Origin of the sequence: Flavobacterium johnsoniae (assembly GCF_001879205.1) — a bacterium.
Classification (GTDB): Bacteria; Bacteroidota; Bacteroidia; order Flavobacteriales; family Flavobacteriaceae; genus Flavobacterium; species Flavobacterium johnsoniae_A.
In genome coordinates, this window is record NZ_MLFK01000005.1 from 655734 (window position 1) to 674443 (window position 18710).

At 32.2% G+C, this 18710-nt stretch carries 17 protein-coding genes; 5 read left to right on the forward strand and 12 right to left on the reverse strand.

The genetic code is table 11. The annotated features are described in order from the left end of the window. The first annotated feature begins 35 nt into the window (after positions 1–35). From BKM63_RS08120 to BKM63_RS08130, 3 genes are all read left to right on the forward strand, one after another. Positions 36–503, forward strand: coding sequence for a thioredoxin family protein (locus tag BKM63_RS08120; protein ID WP_071636104.1), 468 nt, complete (start codon positions 36–38; stop codon positions 501–503). 226 nt (positions 504–729) lie between these two features. After that, positions 730–1182, forward strand: coding sequence for a hypothetical protein (locus BKM63_RS08125; protein WP_071636105.1), 453 nt, complete (start codon positions 730–732; stop codon positions 1180–1182). Positions 1183–1449: 267 nt separating this feature from the next. Beyond that, complete coding sequence (locus BKM63_RS08130; RefSeq protein WP_071636106.1) at positions 1450–1899, forward strand: hypothetical protein; 450 nt, start codon at positions 1450–1452, stop codon at positions 1897–1899. A 7-nt stretch (positions 1900–1906) separates the two neighbouring features. On the opposite strand, the gene BKM63_RS08135 is transcribed toward BKM63_RS08130, so the two are convergent. The 6 genes from BKM63_RS08135 to surE form a co-directional block, all read right to left on the reverse strand. After that, positions 1907–3250 carry a ComEC/Rec2 family competence protein gene (locus tag BKM63_RS08135; protein ID WP_242661117.1) on the reverse strand — a complete coding sequence of 448 codons (1344 nt, stop codon included), beginning with the start codon at positions 3248–3250 and terminating at the stop codon, positions 1907–1909. Between the two features lie 99 nt (positions 3251–3349). Further along, positions 3350–3931, reverse strand: coding sequence for a ComEC/Rec2 family competence protein (locus BKM63_RS23865; RefSeq protein WP_242661118.1), 582 nt, complete (start codon positions 3929–3931; stop codon positions 3350–3352). A 45-nt stretch (positions 3932–3976) separates the two neighbouring features. Beyond that, positions 3977–4462, reverse strand: a complete 486-nt coding sequence (locus BKM63_RS08140; protein WP_071636107.1) for a C40 family peptidase — start codon at positions 4460–4462, stop codon at positions 3977–3979. Positions 4463–4474: 12 nt separating this feature from the next. Beyond that, positions 4475–5590 (reverse strand): lipid-A-disaccharide synthase, encoded by a 1116-nt coding sequence (gene lpxB, locus BKM63_RS08145; RefSeq protein ID WP_071636108.1) that lies wholly within the window; start codon positions 5588–5590, stop codon positions 4475–4477. A gap of 35 nt (positions 5591–5625) precedes the next feature. Continuing rightward, positions 5626–5898 (reverse strand): hypothetical protein, encoded by a 273-nt coding sequence (locus BKM63_RS08150; RefSeq protein WP_071636109.1) that lies wholly within the window; start codon positions 5896–5898, stop codon positions 5626–5628. Then, positions 5891–6670: a 5'/3'-nucleotidase SurE gene (gene surE, locus BKM63_RS08155; RefSeq protein ID WP_071636110.1), complete on the reverse strand. Its 780-nt coding sequence runs from the start codon at positions 6668–6670 to the stop codon at positions 5891–5893. The genes BKM63_RS08150 and surE overlap by 8 nt, the downstream gene beginning before the upstream one ends. A gap of 212 nt (positions 6671–6882) precedes the next feature. On the opposite strand from surE, the gene BKM63_RS08160 reads away from it, so the two are divergent. Beyond that, complete coding sequence (locus BKM63_RS08160) at positions 6883–9066, forward strand: carboxy terminal-processing peptidase (RefSeq protein WP_071636111.1); 2184 nt, start codon at positions 6883–6885, stop codon at positions 9064–9066. Positions 9067–9154: 88 nt separating this feature from the next. Next, positions 9155–9940 (forward strand): DNA/RNA non-specific endonuclease, encoded by a 786-nt coding sequence (locus BKM63_RS08165; protein WP_071636112.1) that lies wholly within the window; start codon positions 9155–9157, stop codon positions 9938–9940. Here BKM63_RS08165 and rpe read toward each other — a convergent pair. From rpe to BKM63_RS08195, 6 genes are all read right to left on the reverse strand, one after another. Further along, a complete protein-coding gene (gene rpe, locus BKM63_RS08170) occupies positions 9917–10579 on the reverse strand; it encodes a ribulose-phosphate 3-epimerase (RefSeq protein ID WP_071636113.1) in 663 nt (220 codons plus the stop codon). The genes BKM63_RS08165 and rpe overlap by 24 nt on opposite strands. Positions 10580–10989: 410 nt before the next feature. Further along, positions 10990–11853, reverse strand: a complete 864-nt coding sequence (locus tag BKM63_RS08175; RefSeq protein WP_007804760.1) for a sigma-70 family RNA polymerase sigma factor — start codon at positions 11851–11853, stop codon at positions 10990–10992. Positions 11854–12043: 190 nt separating this feature from the next. Beyond that, a complete protein-coding gene (locus tag BKM63_RS08180; RefSeq protein WP_083572197.1) occupies positions 12044–13828 on the reverse strand; it encodes a hypothetical protein in 1785 nt (594 codons plus the stop codon). A gap of 14 nt (positions 13829–13842) precedes the next feature. Next, positions 13843–15069, reverse strand: coding sequence for a DUF4249 domain-containing protein (locus tag BKM63_RS08185; protein ID WP_071636114.1), 1227 nt, complete (start codon positions 15067–15069; stop codon positions 13843–13845). Between the two features lie 4 nt (positions 15070–15073). Beyond that, positions 15074–17857 carry a TonB-dependent receptor gene (locus tag BKM63_RS08190; protein WP_071636115.1) on the reverse strand — a complete coding sequence of 928 codons (2784 nt, stop codon included), beginning with the start codon at positions 17855–17857 and terminating at the stop codon, positions 15074–15076. Beyond that, positions 17858–18556, reverse strand: a complete 699-nt coding sequence (locus BKM63_RS08195) for a hypothetical protein (protein WP_123907057.1) — start codon at positions 18554–18556, stop codon at positions 17858–17860. Between the last annotated feature and the right edge of the window lie 154 nt (positions 18557–18710).

Consider the following 18710-nt stretch of genomic DNA (forward strand, 5'->3'; position numbering starts at 1 on the left):
TATTTTTTGTTTAAATTTGTGGAAAATAATACATTATGAAAAGATTTTTTTTGATGGCTTTCTTACTGGTTAGTTCGTTTGTCGTTCAGGCACAAGAACTAAAATGGTATACTGATGTTAAAGAAGCAATTACAATAAGTAATAAAGAACAAAAACCAATGTTAATGTTTTTTACAGGAAGCGATTGGTGCGGCTGGTGTATTCGTTTGCAAAATGAAGTTTTAAAAACAGCTGAATTCAAAAAATGGGCAGCTGATAATGTTGTTTTGGTAGAATTAGATTATCCAAGAAGTGTTGCACAGACTCCGGAACTTAAAAGTCAAAATAATGAATTGCAGCAAGCTTTTGGAATTCAGGGATTTCCAACAGTGTTCTTTACAAGTGCTGAAGCCAAAGACGGAAAAATTAATTTTAAAGGACTTGGAAAAACAGGCTATGTTGCCGGAGGACCATCGGCTTGGCTGACAGTAGCTGAGGGAATTGTTCATCCTAAAAAATCATAAAGAAAGAGATTTAAAAATATATTTTATATGTTAAACTCCTTACAGTAATGTAAGGAGTTTTTTTGTTTAGTAAGAAAAGATTTTCATTTAATATCATTGAAATTATTATTTATGTATTAAATTATAAGTAAAAAAACATATAATGTATTTTTTAAGTTGATATAATTTGGATAATTAAAATATTGTGTTAATTTAGTTGCGCTATACTAACCAAAACCAATATAATATGACTAAAAAATTACTTGTCCTACTGTTTTTTTTAGGTTCATTTTTCGCGCAGGCTCAGACTCTGGCATGGCGAACAAGTATGACTGATGCAATAGCCATCAGTAATGAACAAAAAAAACCAATGTTAATTTTATTCACTGCCTCAGGTGTACCAGAAAATCTTCAAAATGAAATCTTTAAAACCCCGGATTTTGCCGTTTGGTCGCGTGATAACGTGATACTGGTAAAACTGGATTTATCAGACTCAACAGCTTCTGATGGTGATAAAGAACAAAATATCAGATTAAAAAATGCCTTTGGAGTTCAGGATCTTCCGGAAGTTTGCTACGCAGTTGCTTCGGTAAGAAAAAATAAAACAACTTTTAGTGCTCTTGGTAAAATTGCTTATAAACCAGGAGGAGCAAAATCATGGATTGCAGAATCAAATAATATCCTGCATCCAAGTGAGTAATAAATTTAAATTAAGTTTCTTAGTTTAATTTGTAGAATCCCTTTTCGGCTATGCAGGAAAGGGATATTTTTTTTAAACAATATCAAATGTGTATTGTACATTTAATATTTTAGTGTGGTTAATTTTTCGTTTTTTTCAAATATTGAACCTTAAATAATTAATTTCATTTTAATGCTTATTTTTTGTAACTATTTGTTTTAAAGTAGATTGTTGGGTATTGCTTTTGTGTTAATTTAGTTTTATTAACACAACCAAAAACCAATAATTATGACCCGAAAACTACTTATTTTACTATTTTTTTTAGTTACAATTTTGGCGAGTTCTCAAAATTTAGAATGGAAAACGAATATGACCGATGCAATTACGGCTAGTAATGAGCAGCGAAAACCTTTACTGATTTTATTTACGGCGACTGGTGCCTCTGAAGCTTTACAAAATGAGGTATTTAAAACGCCGGATTTTGAAAAATGGTCTCGTAAGAATGTAATTCTGGTAAAACTTGATTTATCTGACTCGAACATAGAAAGTGAAGTGCGAGAACAGAATATAAGGTTAAAAAATGCTTTTGGAGTTGAGAATATTCCAGAGGTTTGTTTTGCCAGCGGTTCTATTCGAAAGGGAAAAACGAGTTTTAATACATTAGGCAAATTGTCTTATAACTCTAATGGTGTAAAAGCCTGGATTGCAGATTCTAATTTGATCATAAATCCAGAATAGAAGAAGATTAATTTAACCTATAAAATCCCTTTTCGGCAGTGGCATGAAAAGGGATATTTTTTTTCTCGCAGGTTATTTTCCATATTTTTTGAAGAGCATAAGAATTTGAACCATCTGCAATAATAATTTTCGGCCGGAGTTCAAACAGAAGTCTGTCTAAATTTATTTTGGGAGATTGAGTCAGGACCAAAACATCGGGCTGGATTTTGGTTTGATACACGCCTGTGCTGTCAATAATAGAGATTTTATTTCCATTAAAAAAAAGCACATTTTTAATTTGGTAAGAATAATCTAGAACCGCAAAATTACCTACTAAATAAGAATTGAAAGCAGTGTTTTTGTTAGCAGTATCCCGGGCAAAAAGTGTAATACTTTGCCCGTTTCTTTTAGAAATTAAACTATTTTTTCTGACGTTATAAACAATTAATTCTTTTTGTTCTGCTATTTCTCTTTTAGTATAAATTAAAGAAATCTGGTAGAAAATTATAGAGGTAAAAACGATAATCAGTTTTTTATAAGTTGGTTTTTTTAACCATATAACGATGCTTATAATTACGAAATAAAGAGTAATTAAGTAATAGAAATTGAAGCTGATATCCTGGATAACAAATGATTCAAATGAAGCGACATAATGAATCATTTTATTTAAAATGAAAATGCTTTTTTCAAAAAGAAAAATCAAAAATACAGGCGGACTAGTAAAGATCGCAACAATCATCACGATAATTCCGGCGATCATGATAAAGGATAAAACGGGCAGGATTATAATATTGGTGACAAAAAATAATCCAGGAAACTGATGGAAATAGTAAAGACATAAAGGTAAAGTGCCAATTTGCGCCGCAAAAGAAACGGTTAGTGCGTCCCAAATGTTAATTGCGGTTTTGTTTCTTGGAGACCAGATTTTTTTTAATATCGGCTGAAGCCAAACAATAAAAAATAATGCTAAATAACTCAGCTGAAAACCAACGTCAAATAAGAAATAAGGTTCAAAAAGAAGAATTAATAAAATAGAAACCAACAAAGTATGGTATATATTGCCGCTTCGGCGTAAATGATTTCCAATTGCTACAAAAGAAAACATAACAACAGAACGCAAAACCGATGGCGACAATCCTGAGATAACGGCAAAACCTGCCAGCGAAATTAAAATAGAAGCCAGTTTTATGGCAGAACCTTTTCGGTGGTTTGGAATTGGTTTTAAAACAAACATTATAAAAAGCATAATAAAACCCACGTGCAGTCCTGAAACCGAAAGAACATGTGTAGCTCCGGAATATTGATAATCTTTTATAATATCGGCTGCTATTTCTTGCTGCTGTCCTAAAATTAAAGCCAGGGCAACATTCATTTCGTCTTGGCTGAAATTTGCTTTTTCTAGATTTTTAAGAATAGTCGAATGCAGCTGGCCAGAATAATACCAAATGTCTTTTTTGATTGTTTTGTTAATCTAGATTTCAGATTTTTTGCAATACAATTGTGCGTAAATCTGTTTGTCTGCTAAGTATTTGGCATAATCAAACTGATTAGGATTTTTACTCGAAGAGGTTCGCTGTAAAGTGGTGTTAACCCGAATTATATTTCCAATTAGTAATGGATTTTTCAGGCTGTCTTTTTGGATATTTACAATAATTTTGCCTGAATGTCTTTTTTTGTCTATTGCATTTACTAATGCAATATAGCGATCATTATAGTTGTTACTTTTGAGTTTCTCGCGTAAGGTGAATGTGATGAAATGAGGTTCTTCAAAAGCTGTTTTTGAATGCGTGTAATTGGATTTATCAAAACGATCAGTATGAAAAAGCAAAACGCATATTCCTATTGTAACTGAAATAAAATAACTGCTGATTCCAAATAAAGCAGCGGTGTTTTTATTTCTCTTTGAAAGAAAATAAGACGCAAAAAATAAAAAGCTGCAAACCCCAAGAAGGAGGAGTGAGATTTTTAAAGAAGGCTGATAATAATAAGACACTAAAATTCCGAACAGAAAGCCAATCGTAATTTTAATTAAAGGAAAATCTAATACTTTCATGGCCTAAAAGTATTAAAAATTTGTAAGAAAATAAATATATTTTATTTATTCGATTACTCTGTTTACCTGTTCGAATGCGTTTTTATAATACGCTTCTTTTGTAGAAGATATTATAACACCTTTTGAAGTAGAAGAATGCACAAATCTTATCTCATCTGAATTTACTTCGGTAATAAGTCCAACATGATTGATCTGCCTGCTTTTATTGGTTTTAAAGAAAATCAAATCTCCTTTCTTTGCATCGTTAAGTGGAATTACTTTTCCAATTTTGGCTTGTTCGTAAGAACTTCTTGGGAGTTTTATGTTCTCAGATTCGAAAGTTGTATAAACTAAGCCAGAACAGTCAAAACCGCTTCTTGTTGTTCCTCCGGCTTTGTATTTTACACCAATATTGTCTGTTGCGGTTTCAATTAAATTTTTAACCAGAGATCTGTTTTCTTTTTTTGATTCGCTTTTGGTCACAGCAGTCGAAGTCGATTTACAAGAAACCAACACGATTGATAAAAGAAAGAAGACGGCTATTTTTTTCAAAATAAAAGCTATTTAAGATTTTAAATCGGCAACAATTAGTTTTGCAGTTTTTTTGCTTGCACCAACTCCACCAAGTTTTTGCTCTAAAATATCATAATTTTTCAGCAGTTTTTCACGATGAGAAGGTTCAAGAAGTTTGTTTAATTCTTCTTTTATGCGTTTTGTATTGCATTCACTTTGAATCAATTCAGTAACAACTTCTTGATCCATGATTAAGTTAACAAGCGAAATATATTTTAAAGTAATAATTCTTTTGGCAATTTGATAGGAGATCGCGCTTCCTTTGTAGCAAACTACTTCTGGAACTTTAAAAAGTGCCGTTTCTAAAGTTGCTGTTCCTGAAGTAACCAATGCGGCAGTTGAGGAACGCAATAAATCGTAGGTTTTATTCGAAACAAATGCGATGTTTTTGTTTTTTATAAACTGCTGATAAAATTCATAATCCTGGCTTGGTGCCCCGGCAATAACAAATTCATAATCCTGGAAATCATCTACAACACTCAGCATTACGCTTAACATTTTTGTAATTTCCTGTTTACGGCTTCCAGGCAAAACGGCAATAATTGGTTTTTCTCCCAAATTATGTTCTGCTCTAAAAGCCGATTCGTTAAATGCAGGCTGATTTTGAATGGCATCAATCAACGGATGGCCAACAAAATCTACCGGAAAATGATGTTTGTCTTCATAAAAACTTTTTTCAAAAGGCAAAATCACAAACATCCTGTCAACGTCTTGTTTGATAGCATTGATACGATTTTCTTTCCAGGCCCAAATTTGTGGTGAAATATAATAATGTGTTCTGTAATTGAGTGCTTTGGCCCATTTTGCAATGCGCATATTAAAGCCTGGATAATCAATAAAAATTAAAACATCGGGTTTAAATTCTGAGATGTCTTTTTTACAGAATTTGATGTTGTTTAAAATCGTTTTTAAATTAAAAACCACTTCAACAAATCCCATAAAAGCCAATTCGCGATAATGCTTTACCAATGTTCCGCCGGCTTTCTGCATTAAATCGCCGCCCCAAAATCTAATCTCGGCCTGAGGGTCTTCCTCATATAATGCTTTCATTAAATTTGAACCGTGTAAATCGCCAGAAGCTTCGCCAGCTATTATGTAATATTTCATGTCAACGAATTTTTATTGCAGCACAAAGATAGGATTTAAATAATTATGGTTGAAATTGCCAGAACAATCACGGCCAAAATCACGCCTCGGGCCATCATTTCCTTATTCCTTTTTAGAAGAAGCAGAAAAACGGCAAGATCTAAAATAGTACCAATGGTAATTACTTTTCCTAAATATCCCATTTTTCTAAGCGCTTGAATTCCGGTAGAAATATCAAACTTTGTAAAAAAAGTTATAAACAGATAACTTCCAAGAAGTGAGGTAAAAATACCCACAATAAATCCGATAATGAGATCTTTTTTATCCATTTAATTTCCAAGTGTTAAGTTGCTGCATGGTGTGGTGAGCAGTTAAATCGAATTGAACAGGAACGACTGAAATATATCCATTTTCAAGTGCCCATTCATCGGTGTCTTCGCCATTATCTTCGTTTGTAAATTTACCTGTCAGCCAGTAATAATCTTTTCCAAAAGGGGTTTGTCTCTTGTCAAATTTCTGCGCATAATACGCTTTTGCCTGACGGCAGATTTTGATGCCTTTAATGTCTTTTTCTTTCAATTTAGGAAAGTTCACATTTAAAACAACTCCTGGTGGAAGCTTGTTTTGTAACGTCTCCAGTGCTATTTTCTTGACAAATGATTTAATAGGTTCAAAATCAGCATTCCAGTTAAAGTCTAAAAGAGAAAATCCAATTGCCTGAATTCCTTCAATTCCGGCTTCGACAGCTGCGCTCATTGTTCCTGAGTAGATTACATTTATCGAGGAATTTGTACCATGATTAATTCCTGAAACGCATAAGTCTGGCTTTCTTTTTAAAATTTCATTCACGGCCAGTTTTACACAGTCAACCGGGGTTCCGGAACAGCTGTATTCTGTAATTGCGTCATCGTCTTTAGAAATTTTATCTAAAAACAATGTGTTGTTTATAGTTATGGCATGGCCCATAGCACTTTGTGGTTTGTCTGGAGCCACTACAACTACATCGCCAATGGTTTCCATAACGCTTATTAAAGCCCTAATTCCCGGCGCAAGAATTCCATCGTCATTGGTTACTAATATTAGTGGTTTTTCGTCTTTCATGTTGCGTTTCTTATTTTTGATTTATCAAAATTAAAGCTTGTTAGAGCAAATGTAGTAACAGATTTTGGTAGAATACTAACAAATAAATAAAAATTGTAAACTAAATTCGAGAAGATTTTTGGGCATCAAACATTTTTATATCTTTAACAAAAAATTATACTGATCTTGGCATGTTGGCATAGTTTTTACCGTAACTTAGATTAAAAAATTTGATGAATGCTATTATTAAGTTTATGAAAAGAAATTATAAAATACTTATAGCCGTATTATGCTTGTCTTTGACCCTGTTTGCTTTTAAGATAAATGCAGACAAGAATGATGATCCGGACCCAAATAAAGACAAGACACTTTTAGAATTACTGGCTTTTGTTATTGAAAAAGGACATTACAGTCCGGCTGAAATAAATGACGATTTTTCAAAAGGTATTTTTAAAGATTATATCGAAGCATTAGATCCTTCGAAGAGATTTTTCCTGCAGTCTGATATTGATGAATTTAAGCAATATGAGCTGATGCTGGATGATCAGTTTTTAAATAAAGATTTGACATTCTTTAACCTGACTTATACAAGGCTGATGAAAAGAATGGAAGAGAGCAAAAAACGTTATAAAACTATTTTAGCACAGCCTTTCAATTATACTACAGATGAAACTTTTAATGCGGATTATGAGAAGCTTCCGTATGCAAAAAATTTGACTGAAATTAATGAAAGATGGAGAAAACAAATTAAGCTGTCTACGCTTTCCTCGCTTGTAACAAAACAAAAAATTGAAGAAGAAAAAAAGAAAAAAGATCCTGCTTATAAAGAAAAATCTTTTGAGACTCTAGAGAAAGAAACTCGTGAGAGTTCTTTGAAATCTTTAGACGATAACTTTAGTGTGATTAAAGATTTGAATAAAGATTACTGGTTCTCAGTTTATTTGAATTCAATTATGGCTCGTTTTGATCCGCATACAAGTTATTTCGCCCCAGAAGAAAAAGATCGTTTTGATGTAAATATCAGCGGAAAATTAGAAGGAATTGGGGCTAGATTAACTAAGAAAAATGACTTTACTCAAATTGATGAATTAATTTCCGGCGGACCAGCCTGGAAAGGAAAACAGCTTGAGGCAGGAGATTTAATCCTAAAAGTGGCTCAAGGAAACGAAGAACCGGTTGATGTGGTTGGAATGCGTCTGGATGATGTTGTAAAGAAAATTAAAGGCCATAAAGGAACTGAAGTTAAACTTACCGTTAAAAAAGTTGACGGAAGCATCAAAGTGATTTCTATCATTAGGGATGTTGTTGAAATTGAAGAAACCTACGCAAAATCTAGTATCGTTGAAAAAGACGGATTGAAATACGGAGTTATTTATCTTCCTAAATTTTACATCGATTTTGAAAATAAAGATGGCCGCGATGCCGGAAAAGATATCGCTCTTGAAGTAGAGAGACTGAAAAAAGAAAACATTAACGGTATCGTTCTTGATGTTCGTGATGACGGCGGAGGATCTCTTTCTACAGTTGTGGATATTGCCGGTTTGTTTATTGAAGAAGGACCAATTGTTCAGGTAAAATCTGCCGGAAAAAAGAAAGAAGTTTTATATGACAAGGATAAAAAAATCGAGTGGGACGGACCATTAGTAATTATGGTGAATAGTTTCTCTGCTTCGGCTTCTGAAATTTTGGCTGCCGCAATTCAGGATTACAAACGCGGTGTTATCATTGGAAGTAAACAAACCTATGGTAAAGGAACGGTACAAAACGTTCTTGATTTGAATCAATTTGTTCGTAACGCAAATTATGGCGATTTAGGTGCTTTGAAAATTACGGGCCAAAAATTCTATAGAATCAATGGTGGTTCTACACAATTAGAAGGAGTTCACAGTGACGTTGTAATGCCGGATCGTTATGCTTACCTAAAAATGGGTGAGCGTGATATTGACAATGCAATGCCATGGGATAAAATTGACCCAGCTGATTACAGCACATGGACTTCTAATGAAAACTTTTCTAAAGCAATAGAGAAAAGTAGAAACAGAATTGCACAAAGTCCTCAATTTAAATTAATTGAAGATAACGCAAAATGGATCGACGTTAAGAATAAAGAAAACACATACAGCTTGAACATTAACAGTTTTAAACAAACTCAGGAACAAGTTGAAAATGAAGGGAAAAAATATAAACCAATTTCTGATTATAAAAACAATTTGATCTTTAAATCACTTCCTTATGAAGAAGTTGAAATGAATAGCGATCCAACATTAAAAGAAAAAAGAGATGCTTGGCATCAAGCTTTATCTAAAGATGTTTATGTAGAAGAAGCGTTAAATGTTTTAGATGATTTACAATCTAAATCGTATGTAAAAGCTGGCGTTTCTCCTAAAATGAAAAAGGATAAATTGGTAAAATCTTAAAGATTTTCAAAATTTAATTTGTTATTAAAACGCTTCTTAAGTTACTTATGAAGCGTTTTTTTTAGTTTAAAAAATAAAAATAATATTTATGAAAAACATTTTAGTCTGCAGTTTGCTTAGTTTAGTGTTGTTTTCTTGTAAAAAAGAAAATACAGCTGTTACAGAAGAAATAGTAGAAGATCAAAACTCTTTTGTTTCAAATCAAAATACTACTGGTGGGTCATTGTATTCGGTTGCTTATCAGCCAACTTCGACTACTAATCAAATTGTAGAACATAAATATTATACACTTTCCTATAATGAGAAATTTGAGCAGGCAGAGTGGGTTGCTTATGAATTAAAGAAAGAATATCTAAAAAACAGTAACTATAAGCGCCCTTATTTTATTGAAGATCCAAAAGTAACTACAGGTTCTGCAGATTGGAGAAACTATAAAAAATCGGGTTACGACAAAGGTCATCTTTGCCCAGCAGGCGATATGGAGTTTAGTGAGGAAGCTTATAATGATACTTTTTATACCTCTAATATTTCACCTCAAAAACATGATTTTAATAGCGGGATTTGGAATAGAATAGAACAAAAAACACGTTATTGGGCAGATAAGTATAATGATATTTATGTTGTAACAGGAGGTGTTTTAAAAGATTCTGATAAAAAAATAGGAACAGAAAAAGTTTCTGTTCCTAAATATTTTTATAAAATTGTTTTAGCCAAATCAGGAAAGGAACATAAGGCCATTGCTTTTTTAGTTCCAAATGAAGACAGTGACAAGTCTATTTATGATTTTGTAGTTCCTGTCGAAACTTTGGAAAAAATGACAGGAATCGACTTTTTTCCCAATTTAAAAAATTTAAAAAGCAGTAAGGACTTTTAAATCCGCTATGGTTTGAGTAGGATTTTCAGCTTTAAAAACAAAGCTTCCTGCAACTAAAACATCGGCTCCGGCCTCTACTAATTGTTTTGCATTTTTGTTGGTCACACCACCGTCAATTTCAATAAGGGTTGATGCGTTTTTACGCGTAATTAAAGCTTTTAATCTTTTGATTTTATCGTAAGTGTTTTCAATAAAAGATTGCCCGCCAAAACCTGGGTTCACGCTCATAATACAAACTAGATCAATATCGTTTATAACATCTTCTAGTAAATCAATATTAGTATGAGGATTAATTGCCACTCCGGCTTTCATTCCTTCTGCTTTAATAGCCTGAAGGGTTCTGTGTAGATGTGTGCAAGCTTCATAATGTACAGTTAAGCCATTAGCGCCTAAATCGGCAAAGGTTTTAACGTAACGATCCGGATCAATAATCATTAAATGTACATCAATATATTTTTTCGCATGTTTTGAAATGGCTTCCAGAACAGGCATTCCGAAAGAAATATTCGGAACAAAAACTCCATCCATAATATCAATATGAAACCAGTCAGCCTGACTGTTGTTTATCATTTCGACATCGCGTTGTAGATTTGCAAAATCTGCAGCAAGAACTGAAGGAGCAATAAGTGTATTTTTCATTGTAGTGTGTTGTTTTTTTACAAAGATAATTTTTTTAACCGCAAAGAGCGCAAAGAATTACGCAAGGTACGCTAAGTTTTTTTCACTCAGATTAAGCAGATTGTGCAGATCTGATTAAAGTATTCGCAATAAATTCAGCAAAATGAATCTGCTAAATCTGCGTGAAAATTTTTAATCATTTTAATCTGTGAAATTGGTGGCTAAAAACCTTGCGAACGTTGCACTTAAAAAAACAAGTAAAATAAAAAACTCCGGTAATCAGCCGGAGTTTCAATCATCAATCAAAAAACGAACAGTCAATCAAACTGTTGTTTACTTTAAAATTACAAATTTAAATTTCCAAATCCCAATTTTACGTTGAAATTTAGTCCCGATGTTTCGGGATTAAATATTGCAATTTATACGGTTTATTAACCTAAATAGGTTTTAAGGATTTTACTTCTGGAAGTGTGTTTTAATCTACGGATTGCTTTTTCTTTAATCTGACGAACACGCTCACGAGTTAAGTCGAAAGTTTCTCCAATTTCTTCTAAAGTCATTGGGTGTTGATCGCCAAGACCAAAATACAAACGAACTACATCTGCCTCTCTTGGAGTTAATGTTTCTAATGAACGCTCGATTTCAGTACGTAATGATTCATGAATTAGCTCTCTGTCCGGGTTTGGAGATTCTCCAGAACGTAAAACGTCGTATAGGTTAGAATCTTCACCTTCAACAAGAGGTGCATCCATTGATAAGTGACGACCAGAGTTTTTCATAGACTCTTTTACGTCATTTACAGTCATGTCAAGTTCTTTTGCAATTTCTTCAGCAGAAGGCGGACGCTCGTTAGATTGCTCTAATAAAGCGTACATTTTGTTGATTTTATTGATAGAACCAATTTTGTTTAATGGTAAACGAACAATACGTGATTGTTCTGCAAGAGCCTGAAGGATCGATTGACGAATCCACCATACAGCATAAGAAATGAATTTGAAACCACGAGTTTCATCAAAACGCTGTGCGGCTTTGATAAGACCTAAGTTTCCTTCATTAATTAAATCAGGAAGAGTTAATCCTTGATTTTGATATTGTTTAGCAACCGATACAACGAAACGTAGGTTGGCTTTTGTTAATTTCTCTAAAGCTCTTTGATCACCAGCCTTTATTCTTTGTGCTAATTCTACCTCTTCATCAGCGGTAATTAGGTCAACTTTTCCGATTTCTTGTAGATATTTATCTAACGATGCAGTTTCACGATTGGTTACCTGCTTGGTGATTTTAAGTTGTCTCATGTTATTTGTCTCCTCAATTTTTAAGTGTACAAGTTATTATACGTACGATGTATCAAAAAAGTTACAACTATTTTAAAAATATTTTAAATTATTTGAAAAAAGCCTTAACTATTTTATTTTGTTAAGGCTTTTTGTGTTTGTTGGATAATCAAAAAATAATATTAAATATTTGATTTATAGAGTTCTATGTCTATTTTACGGTGATGTTTTTTGAAACATAAACTGGTTTTCCATCTTCTGTAAAACCTTCAAGAACAACTTCAAAATCTCCTTTTAAATCTGAAGTAAAGAAAGTTAAGGTATCTTCTTTTTTATCTAAAGATAAATTGGGTTTCCATAATAACTGATATCTGTAATCAGGAATTCTTTTTAAATTATTTCCGGCATTATATTCTGGAGTATAATAAACTTTTTCTGGGTTTGGCCTTTGGATTTCGGTACTTTTTAGATATTTTTTTACATAATTTGTGGCAAAATCATAGTTTTTGGTTTCAAAACTTATAAGGCCGCCGTATAAATCAGAACCATATACGTAAGGTTCTGAAATAAGACTTACTTTGTTTACATTGGCCATGTTATAGTCAAAAAGATCGTTTGCATTTTGAATTTGAAGACCATCCACAATAATCAATGGAGGGCCATAAGATTCTAAATCTTTATGGTCATTTCTAACTCGTAACTCATATTTGCCATTATTTCGTCTGTAATAGAGTTCTACAATAACTTCAACTACATTTTCTTTTAATGTTGGGAAACGAGTATAGTCATCAAGTACATAGGTTTTTTCAACACTATTAAAAAACGGACTTACAACGGCTTCCTGCATTAAGCTGTCTTTTTTTATTTGATAATACGCATTTTGTATCTGGCTCGCAGTTGAACGGTCTTCAATTTCTTTTTTAAGATCTGGTGTTAAATTCAATTTAGATGAAAACTGCAGTTTTGATGTGTCAAATTGCGGAAGAGGATCTAATATAATGGTATATTCATCAGGGTTTTTATCCAGAACTTGTATTATTGCACTAGAAAAATTAGGATATTGATCTAATAAAAATGCAAATTTTCCCTGAGCATTTGTCTTTACAATTTTTAAAACATATTCTTTTCCAGGTAAAGAAAGTGAAAGTGATTTATTGTTTACATCAGAATTAGTTTTAGATATAATGGCACCTGTTATCAGTTCAGATCTTAATTCAGGAACATAAGTAAATGAATTTTTGATATCACTAGAATAATTGTTTGCTGTTTTATATGCAAATTCCTGTGGTGTTGTTTGTCTTAAAGCAGGGATTTGATCGATTTTTCGAATAGAAACAGAGTAATTTCCCTTTTCGATCGATTCAGTAAGCGATTTTATCTTTAAGCTGGCTTTTTCTCTCGTATAATAGCTTTCTTTATCCAATTCAAAATCTATTCTTTTTTCATTGTTAAGAATTGCACTTGATGAATTTTGAGCAGTGATGGTGCTATGCTTTTGAGAAATATCAAAAGTGACATTATCGTTTGGCTCCTGAGTCTGAAAAGGATTTATAATAAAAATATCAATTTCAAAAGCTTGTAATTCAGGGTTATTCAACATCCATTTTGTATAAGCAATTAATTTATAATTACCCGTTTTTAAAGTTGTTGGTATAAAATAATCACCAGATCCAATTCCTTTTTCCAGAAAGACTTTATTTTTTTGAAATGATTTTTTTTCATTGTCAACCAATTCAATGTAAGCTATTTTGCTTATTAAGCTGGGTTTATTATTAAGTGGATTTAAACAATATACTTTATAGAACAAAGTTTCTCCGGTTAGAAAAGTTGTTGTATTAGAATGCAGGAAAATGGTTTCCTGTGATGCTGTTGTTACTGCAGCATTGCTGTTTCCTTGCGCAAAAGACATAGAAAAAGCAAGCAGCAATACTAAAATTAAAAGTTGTTTCGTTCGGTCCAAAATTAAGGCTGGATTATATATTGAAAATTGTTTCATAATTTAAAAAAGGATTAATCTACCCAAAAAGGAGGAACAATGTTAGATGAAAAAGAGGTGCAGTCACCGCATGGTGGTTTTACCATACCGTATGAATCTATTCCGTCAAAAGATAGTAGTACTAATTCTCTGCTTTTTATTGCTGAACGCAATTGTATCCCGCTGCATGGAGGAAGTCCTTGACAATCTATAAAATCTTTAATGTTACAGTTTTTTTCATAATAAGGAGGAAGAGGTTCGTTAGGGAATAAATCTGCATAGTTGAAGAAAATCCTTTCTGATGAAACGGCAGACACTTCAAAAAAGCCGATAACTTTTTCTGTTGGGTTTTCTACAGATTTTATGTTTCCGTAGAAGAAGCCAGGTTGTTTTGGTGAAAGAACACTTCCTTGTGATGATAAATCTTTCATGGTTTTGTAGAAAGTATATGCTGCTAAATTTTGAACATATTGTTTTACAAAAATGCTGTAACGATGCGATATTATATAATTCTGATCACTTATAAAGCGAATAGGGAAATGTACACGGTCTTCGCTAAGACTATTTGTGTTATTTAATAATATATCGTCCGATTTTTTGGTCGAAAAGCAGGTTTTAGTTTCACCAATTCTAGGTTTGATAACAATAGATTCCTTAGCAGGTAATCCAGGAAAGTCATTGTCAGGATCTGCTGGGACTGCAGGGGAAAAAACCACAAAAGCATCTTGAGAATACCATAGCGGCGCTATGATCTTATACGTTTCAGTATATTCATATCTGTAATACTTTGAAGTATTGGCAGGATCAAAACTATTTATATTTATTTGTACGCCTCTTTGGCCGTTAACACTTTCAACAGTAGCGGTGACATTATCAATTTTAGTTTCAGTAGTTAAAACCTGTTCGTCAGAAGTATAATTTTTTCCTTCTCTTGTCTTAATCTTTAATTGGTATTTTCTTCCTGGCTCCGCTCTAAAAGCAGTTATAGAAGCATACACAGTATCCTTTTCTTCAAACTGATATTCATTACCCTGATCGTCAGTTATAAAAACATTAGCGCCTTTTTCAAATCTCGGACCGGTTTCTTCCAGCTGATAAACCTGAGAAACTCTAATAGTTTGATTTTTTAATTCGTTTGTAATGGTTCCTTCTACAACAAGTGCGCTTTCAAAATCTGTATTTTGAAAAACATATTGTTCTGTACAACTGGTTAATGCCAATGCAAGAACTAGAAAAAGTGATATTTTGTGAAAATATTTCATGATATTAAAACTTGAAATTATAAGTTATACTAGGAATCGGAATAGAGAATATAGATGTTTTATAGGCTTTAATCTGTCCTTTGTCTGTTACAAAAAATACAGAATAAGGGTTGTTTCTTCCTAAAACATTATAAACCGATATATTCCAAAAGCTATGTGCTAATTTTTTTATTTTATGATTTCCTTCGATATTAAGACCAATGTCTAATCTGTAATAATCCGGGATTCTAAATTTATTACGATCACTGTAAACTGTATATTGTGCATTTCCATAATCATAAGTACCAATAGGATATGTGATAGGACGACCAGTTTGGTATACAAAATTACTTGAAAAGCTGTATCGTTTTGTGATTCTGTAATTTAATACGGCACTAAAATCGTGAGGTTTATCAAAGTTAGAAGCAAAGAATTTTCCATCATTTACTTTTTCTTCATTAAACTGGCTGTTAAGTTTAATTAACGATCTTGAATAGGTATAGCCTAACCAGCCGTTAAGACGTCCCTCGGTCTTTTTTAATAATAACTCAACTCCGTACGCTTTGCCTTCTCCTTGTAAAAGTTCCGTTTCTATATTTTTGTTTAATAATAATTCGGCACCAACTTTATAATCTAAAATGTTATTAGATTTTTTGTAATAACCTTCCAGACTTAATTCGTACTCATTGTTTTTTAAATTTTTGTAAAAGCCTAATGAAACTTGCTGTGCACTTTCTGGCTTAACATTTAAATCTGAAAGTTTCCAGATATCCGTTGGAGATTGTGTTGTGTTATTTGATAATAAGTGGATGTACTGATATGTTTTATCATAACTTGCTCTCACAGAAAAATCATCTGTTAAGAAATAACGTGCTGCAATTCTTGGTTCAAATCCTCCATAACTTTTAATTACTTCGTTGTTTTTGTATTCTTTAGTTTCTACAACAGTTGCATCGCTAATTGGCAGGTTTTGTTCATAAACGCGCTGTGAAGCTTTCCCTAATGCGGAAAATCTGGAATAACGTAATCCAAAGTCAATTAAAAGTTTATCCGAAATTTTAAAATTATCTCCTACATAAACTGCAGATTCTAATCCTCTTTCTTTATCAATTTCTATAGGAATTAATGTAGATTCCGGGTTTTCGGGTCTTAAATATCCTGGATTAATGCCATATAATTTACTTGATATACCGTATGAAATTTTATGCTTTTCGCTGTATAAGTAACTCATTTTAAGAGCCGCTTGCGTATCATTAATTTTATATCCAAAATCGAATGAGTTTACACTTGGTGATTGATAATCAATATTAAATCGATACTCACTATTCGTTAAAATTAAGGAACCCTTGTTCTTTTCATTAAAAGTATGATTCCATTTTAATGTTGCCAGTCTGTTACTATATTTATATAACGAGTCTGATGATACACTGAATTTATCGTGACTGTAATAAGCCGTAGCTTCAATATCGTTATTGGCATTAAATTTATGATTGTACTTTAAGATTATATCATAAAAAGAAGCCTGGCTATTTTTTAAATCTTCGTCATCCAGAGTTTTTAAAATCCAATCAGAGTAGCTGGCTCTTCCTCCTGCAACAAGACTTGATTTTCCTTTAACGATAGGAGTAGAAATCATGATGTTACTTGTTGCTGGCCCGATACCGCCTTCACCCTCAAATTTATTGAAATTACCGGTTTTTGATGTAATATCGAAAACAGAAGATAATCTTCCGCCAAATTCAGCAGGAATACTTCCTTTATAAATATCGACTTTTTTAGTTGTATAAGGATTTAATGCTGTAAAAAAACCAAAAAAGTGCGACGGATTATATAAAACAGCATGATCCAGTAAAAATAAATTTTGATCTTCTTTACCACCTCTAACATTATATCCTGAAGAACCTTCACCTGCAGTTTTTATCCCCGGAAGTGTTAAGGCAACTTTTAGAATATCGCGTTCTCCTAAAACAAGAGGTACATTTTTAATTCCTTCGGCATCGATAGTTGTTACGCCTGTAATTGCCGCTTTTGCATTTTTACTTTTGGCAGTTTTAATTAAAACTTCGTCCAGCTGGTTTACATTGTCAATTAGATTAAAGTTTAATGTTCCGTCATTAAACACCATAATCTTTTTAGTTACTTTGTCGTAAGCAAATGTTTCTGTTTCTACTGTGCTGATTCCCGGCGGAACCTGTAGTTTGTAAAACCCGTCTTTATCAGTTACGGTTGAAAATTCAGTATTAGGAATTTTGACCATTATATTGGCGATTCCCGCTCTGCTTTTTCCTCCTTTTATATATCCGGAAAGGGTGTAGATCTTCTTTTTTTGATTTTTAGATTCTTTCCCAATAAGTATAATATCCCTTATATTTTTATTAGGATTTCGTGTATTTGTCTTTTTTAAAGAGTCATACTGCTGATAAAATATAGGCACTATTGGAGCGCCATTTTCATCCTTTTCCAAAGGAATACCAAAGTAATCATCCGGAAGTTCATTATATATAATACTATTGTTAGTTAATATAATTTTATTGTCGGAGACGAAATAATTAATGCTGGTATTTTGAAAGATATCTTCAAGAATATCGGCTATTCGAACTTCTTTAAATTGTTTCGTAATAGATGTACTGTCAGACTCCATCCATTTTTCGTCAAAATAAAACTTAAAATAGGAGGCTTGCTCTATGTTTTGAATGGCAGTTTTAAGATTAGCATTTTTAAATTCTACAGAAACTTTATCACTAATAATCTGCGAATAAATAATGTTCTGAAAGGTTAATAAAAATAGTAGTAGAGTAATTTTTTTCATTTAGTTAGAACTTTTTTTAAAAAAACTATTAATTTGCTTTGTTAGATTTTCCATAAACTGATTTTTATCTGTGCGTTCTAACTCTTTTTCATTTTGGTAGTAATTGTTGATTTCTTTTTTAAAGGCCGGAAATACTGCCTTTACATCTTTTTTTGAATCGACCTTATAGAAAAAATTGTTGTATTTAATGATATAATCATTTTTATAAATAAAGTTATAGTGTACAATGTCAGATTGTAATACTTTTATTTTTGTTTTCTTGTGTTTGATGTAGAGCGAAACATCAGGTCCAATATAATTCTCTTCGTAAATACCATTTACTATATTGGGATACTTAATGGTTTCAGATTTTAGGTAAACGAATTTTTTACCCTTAATAAAGAAAAAATCAATTTTGTCTTTTACAAGATTAATGGCAAGATTGTCTGTTTGTTCTTTTTGCTTAAAAACGACCTGATCTTCCAGAATGTCATATTTGAGATTAACATTTGAATAAATTTCACCATCGAAGCCTATATCTCCTATGGTAAATTCATTTAAATAGTATCTGTTTTTGTTTGGAATTGGCCTAAATGGTTCGCTGTGAAGAACTCCATTATTAATGCTTAAATTGTCTTTTCCGACAGCATTGTCAAAATAATCATACAACGAGGGTTTGTCATTAGATTGGCAATATAAATAGGAAACGTTCAATAACATGCTAAATATCAGTAGATATAGAGCCTTTTTTTGAGGATTTTTCAAAGGATTAACTGGTTTAAATGATTTGTTTTGGTCGATCTCAAATGTATTAAAAAAAAATATAACAAAGTTTATGTATTTGTGTTAAATTGTAGTAATAAGTATACTTTTC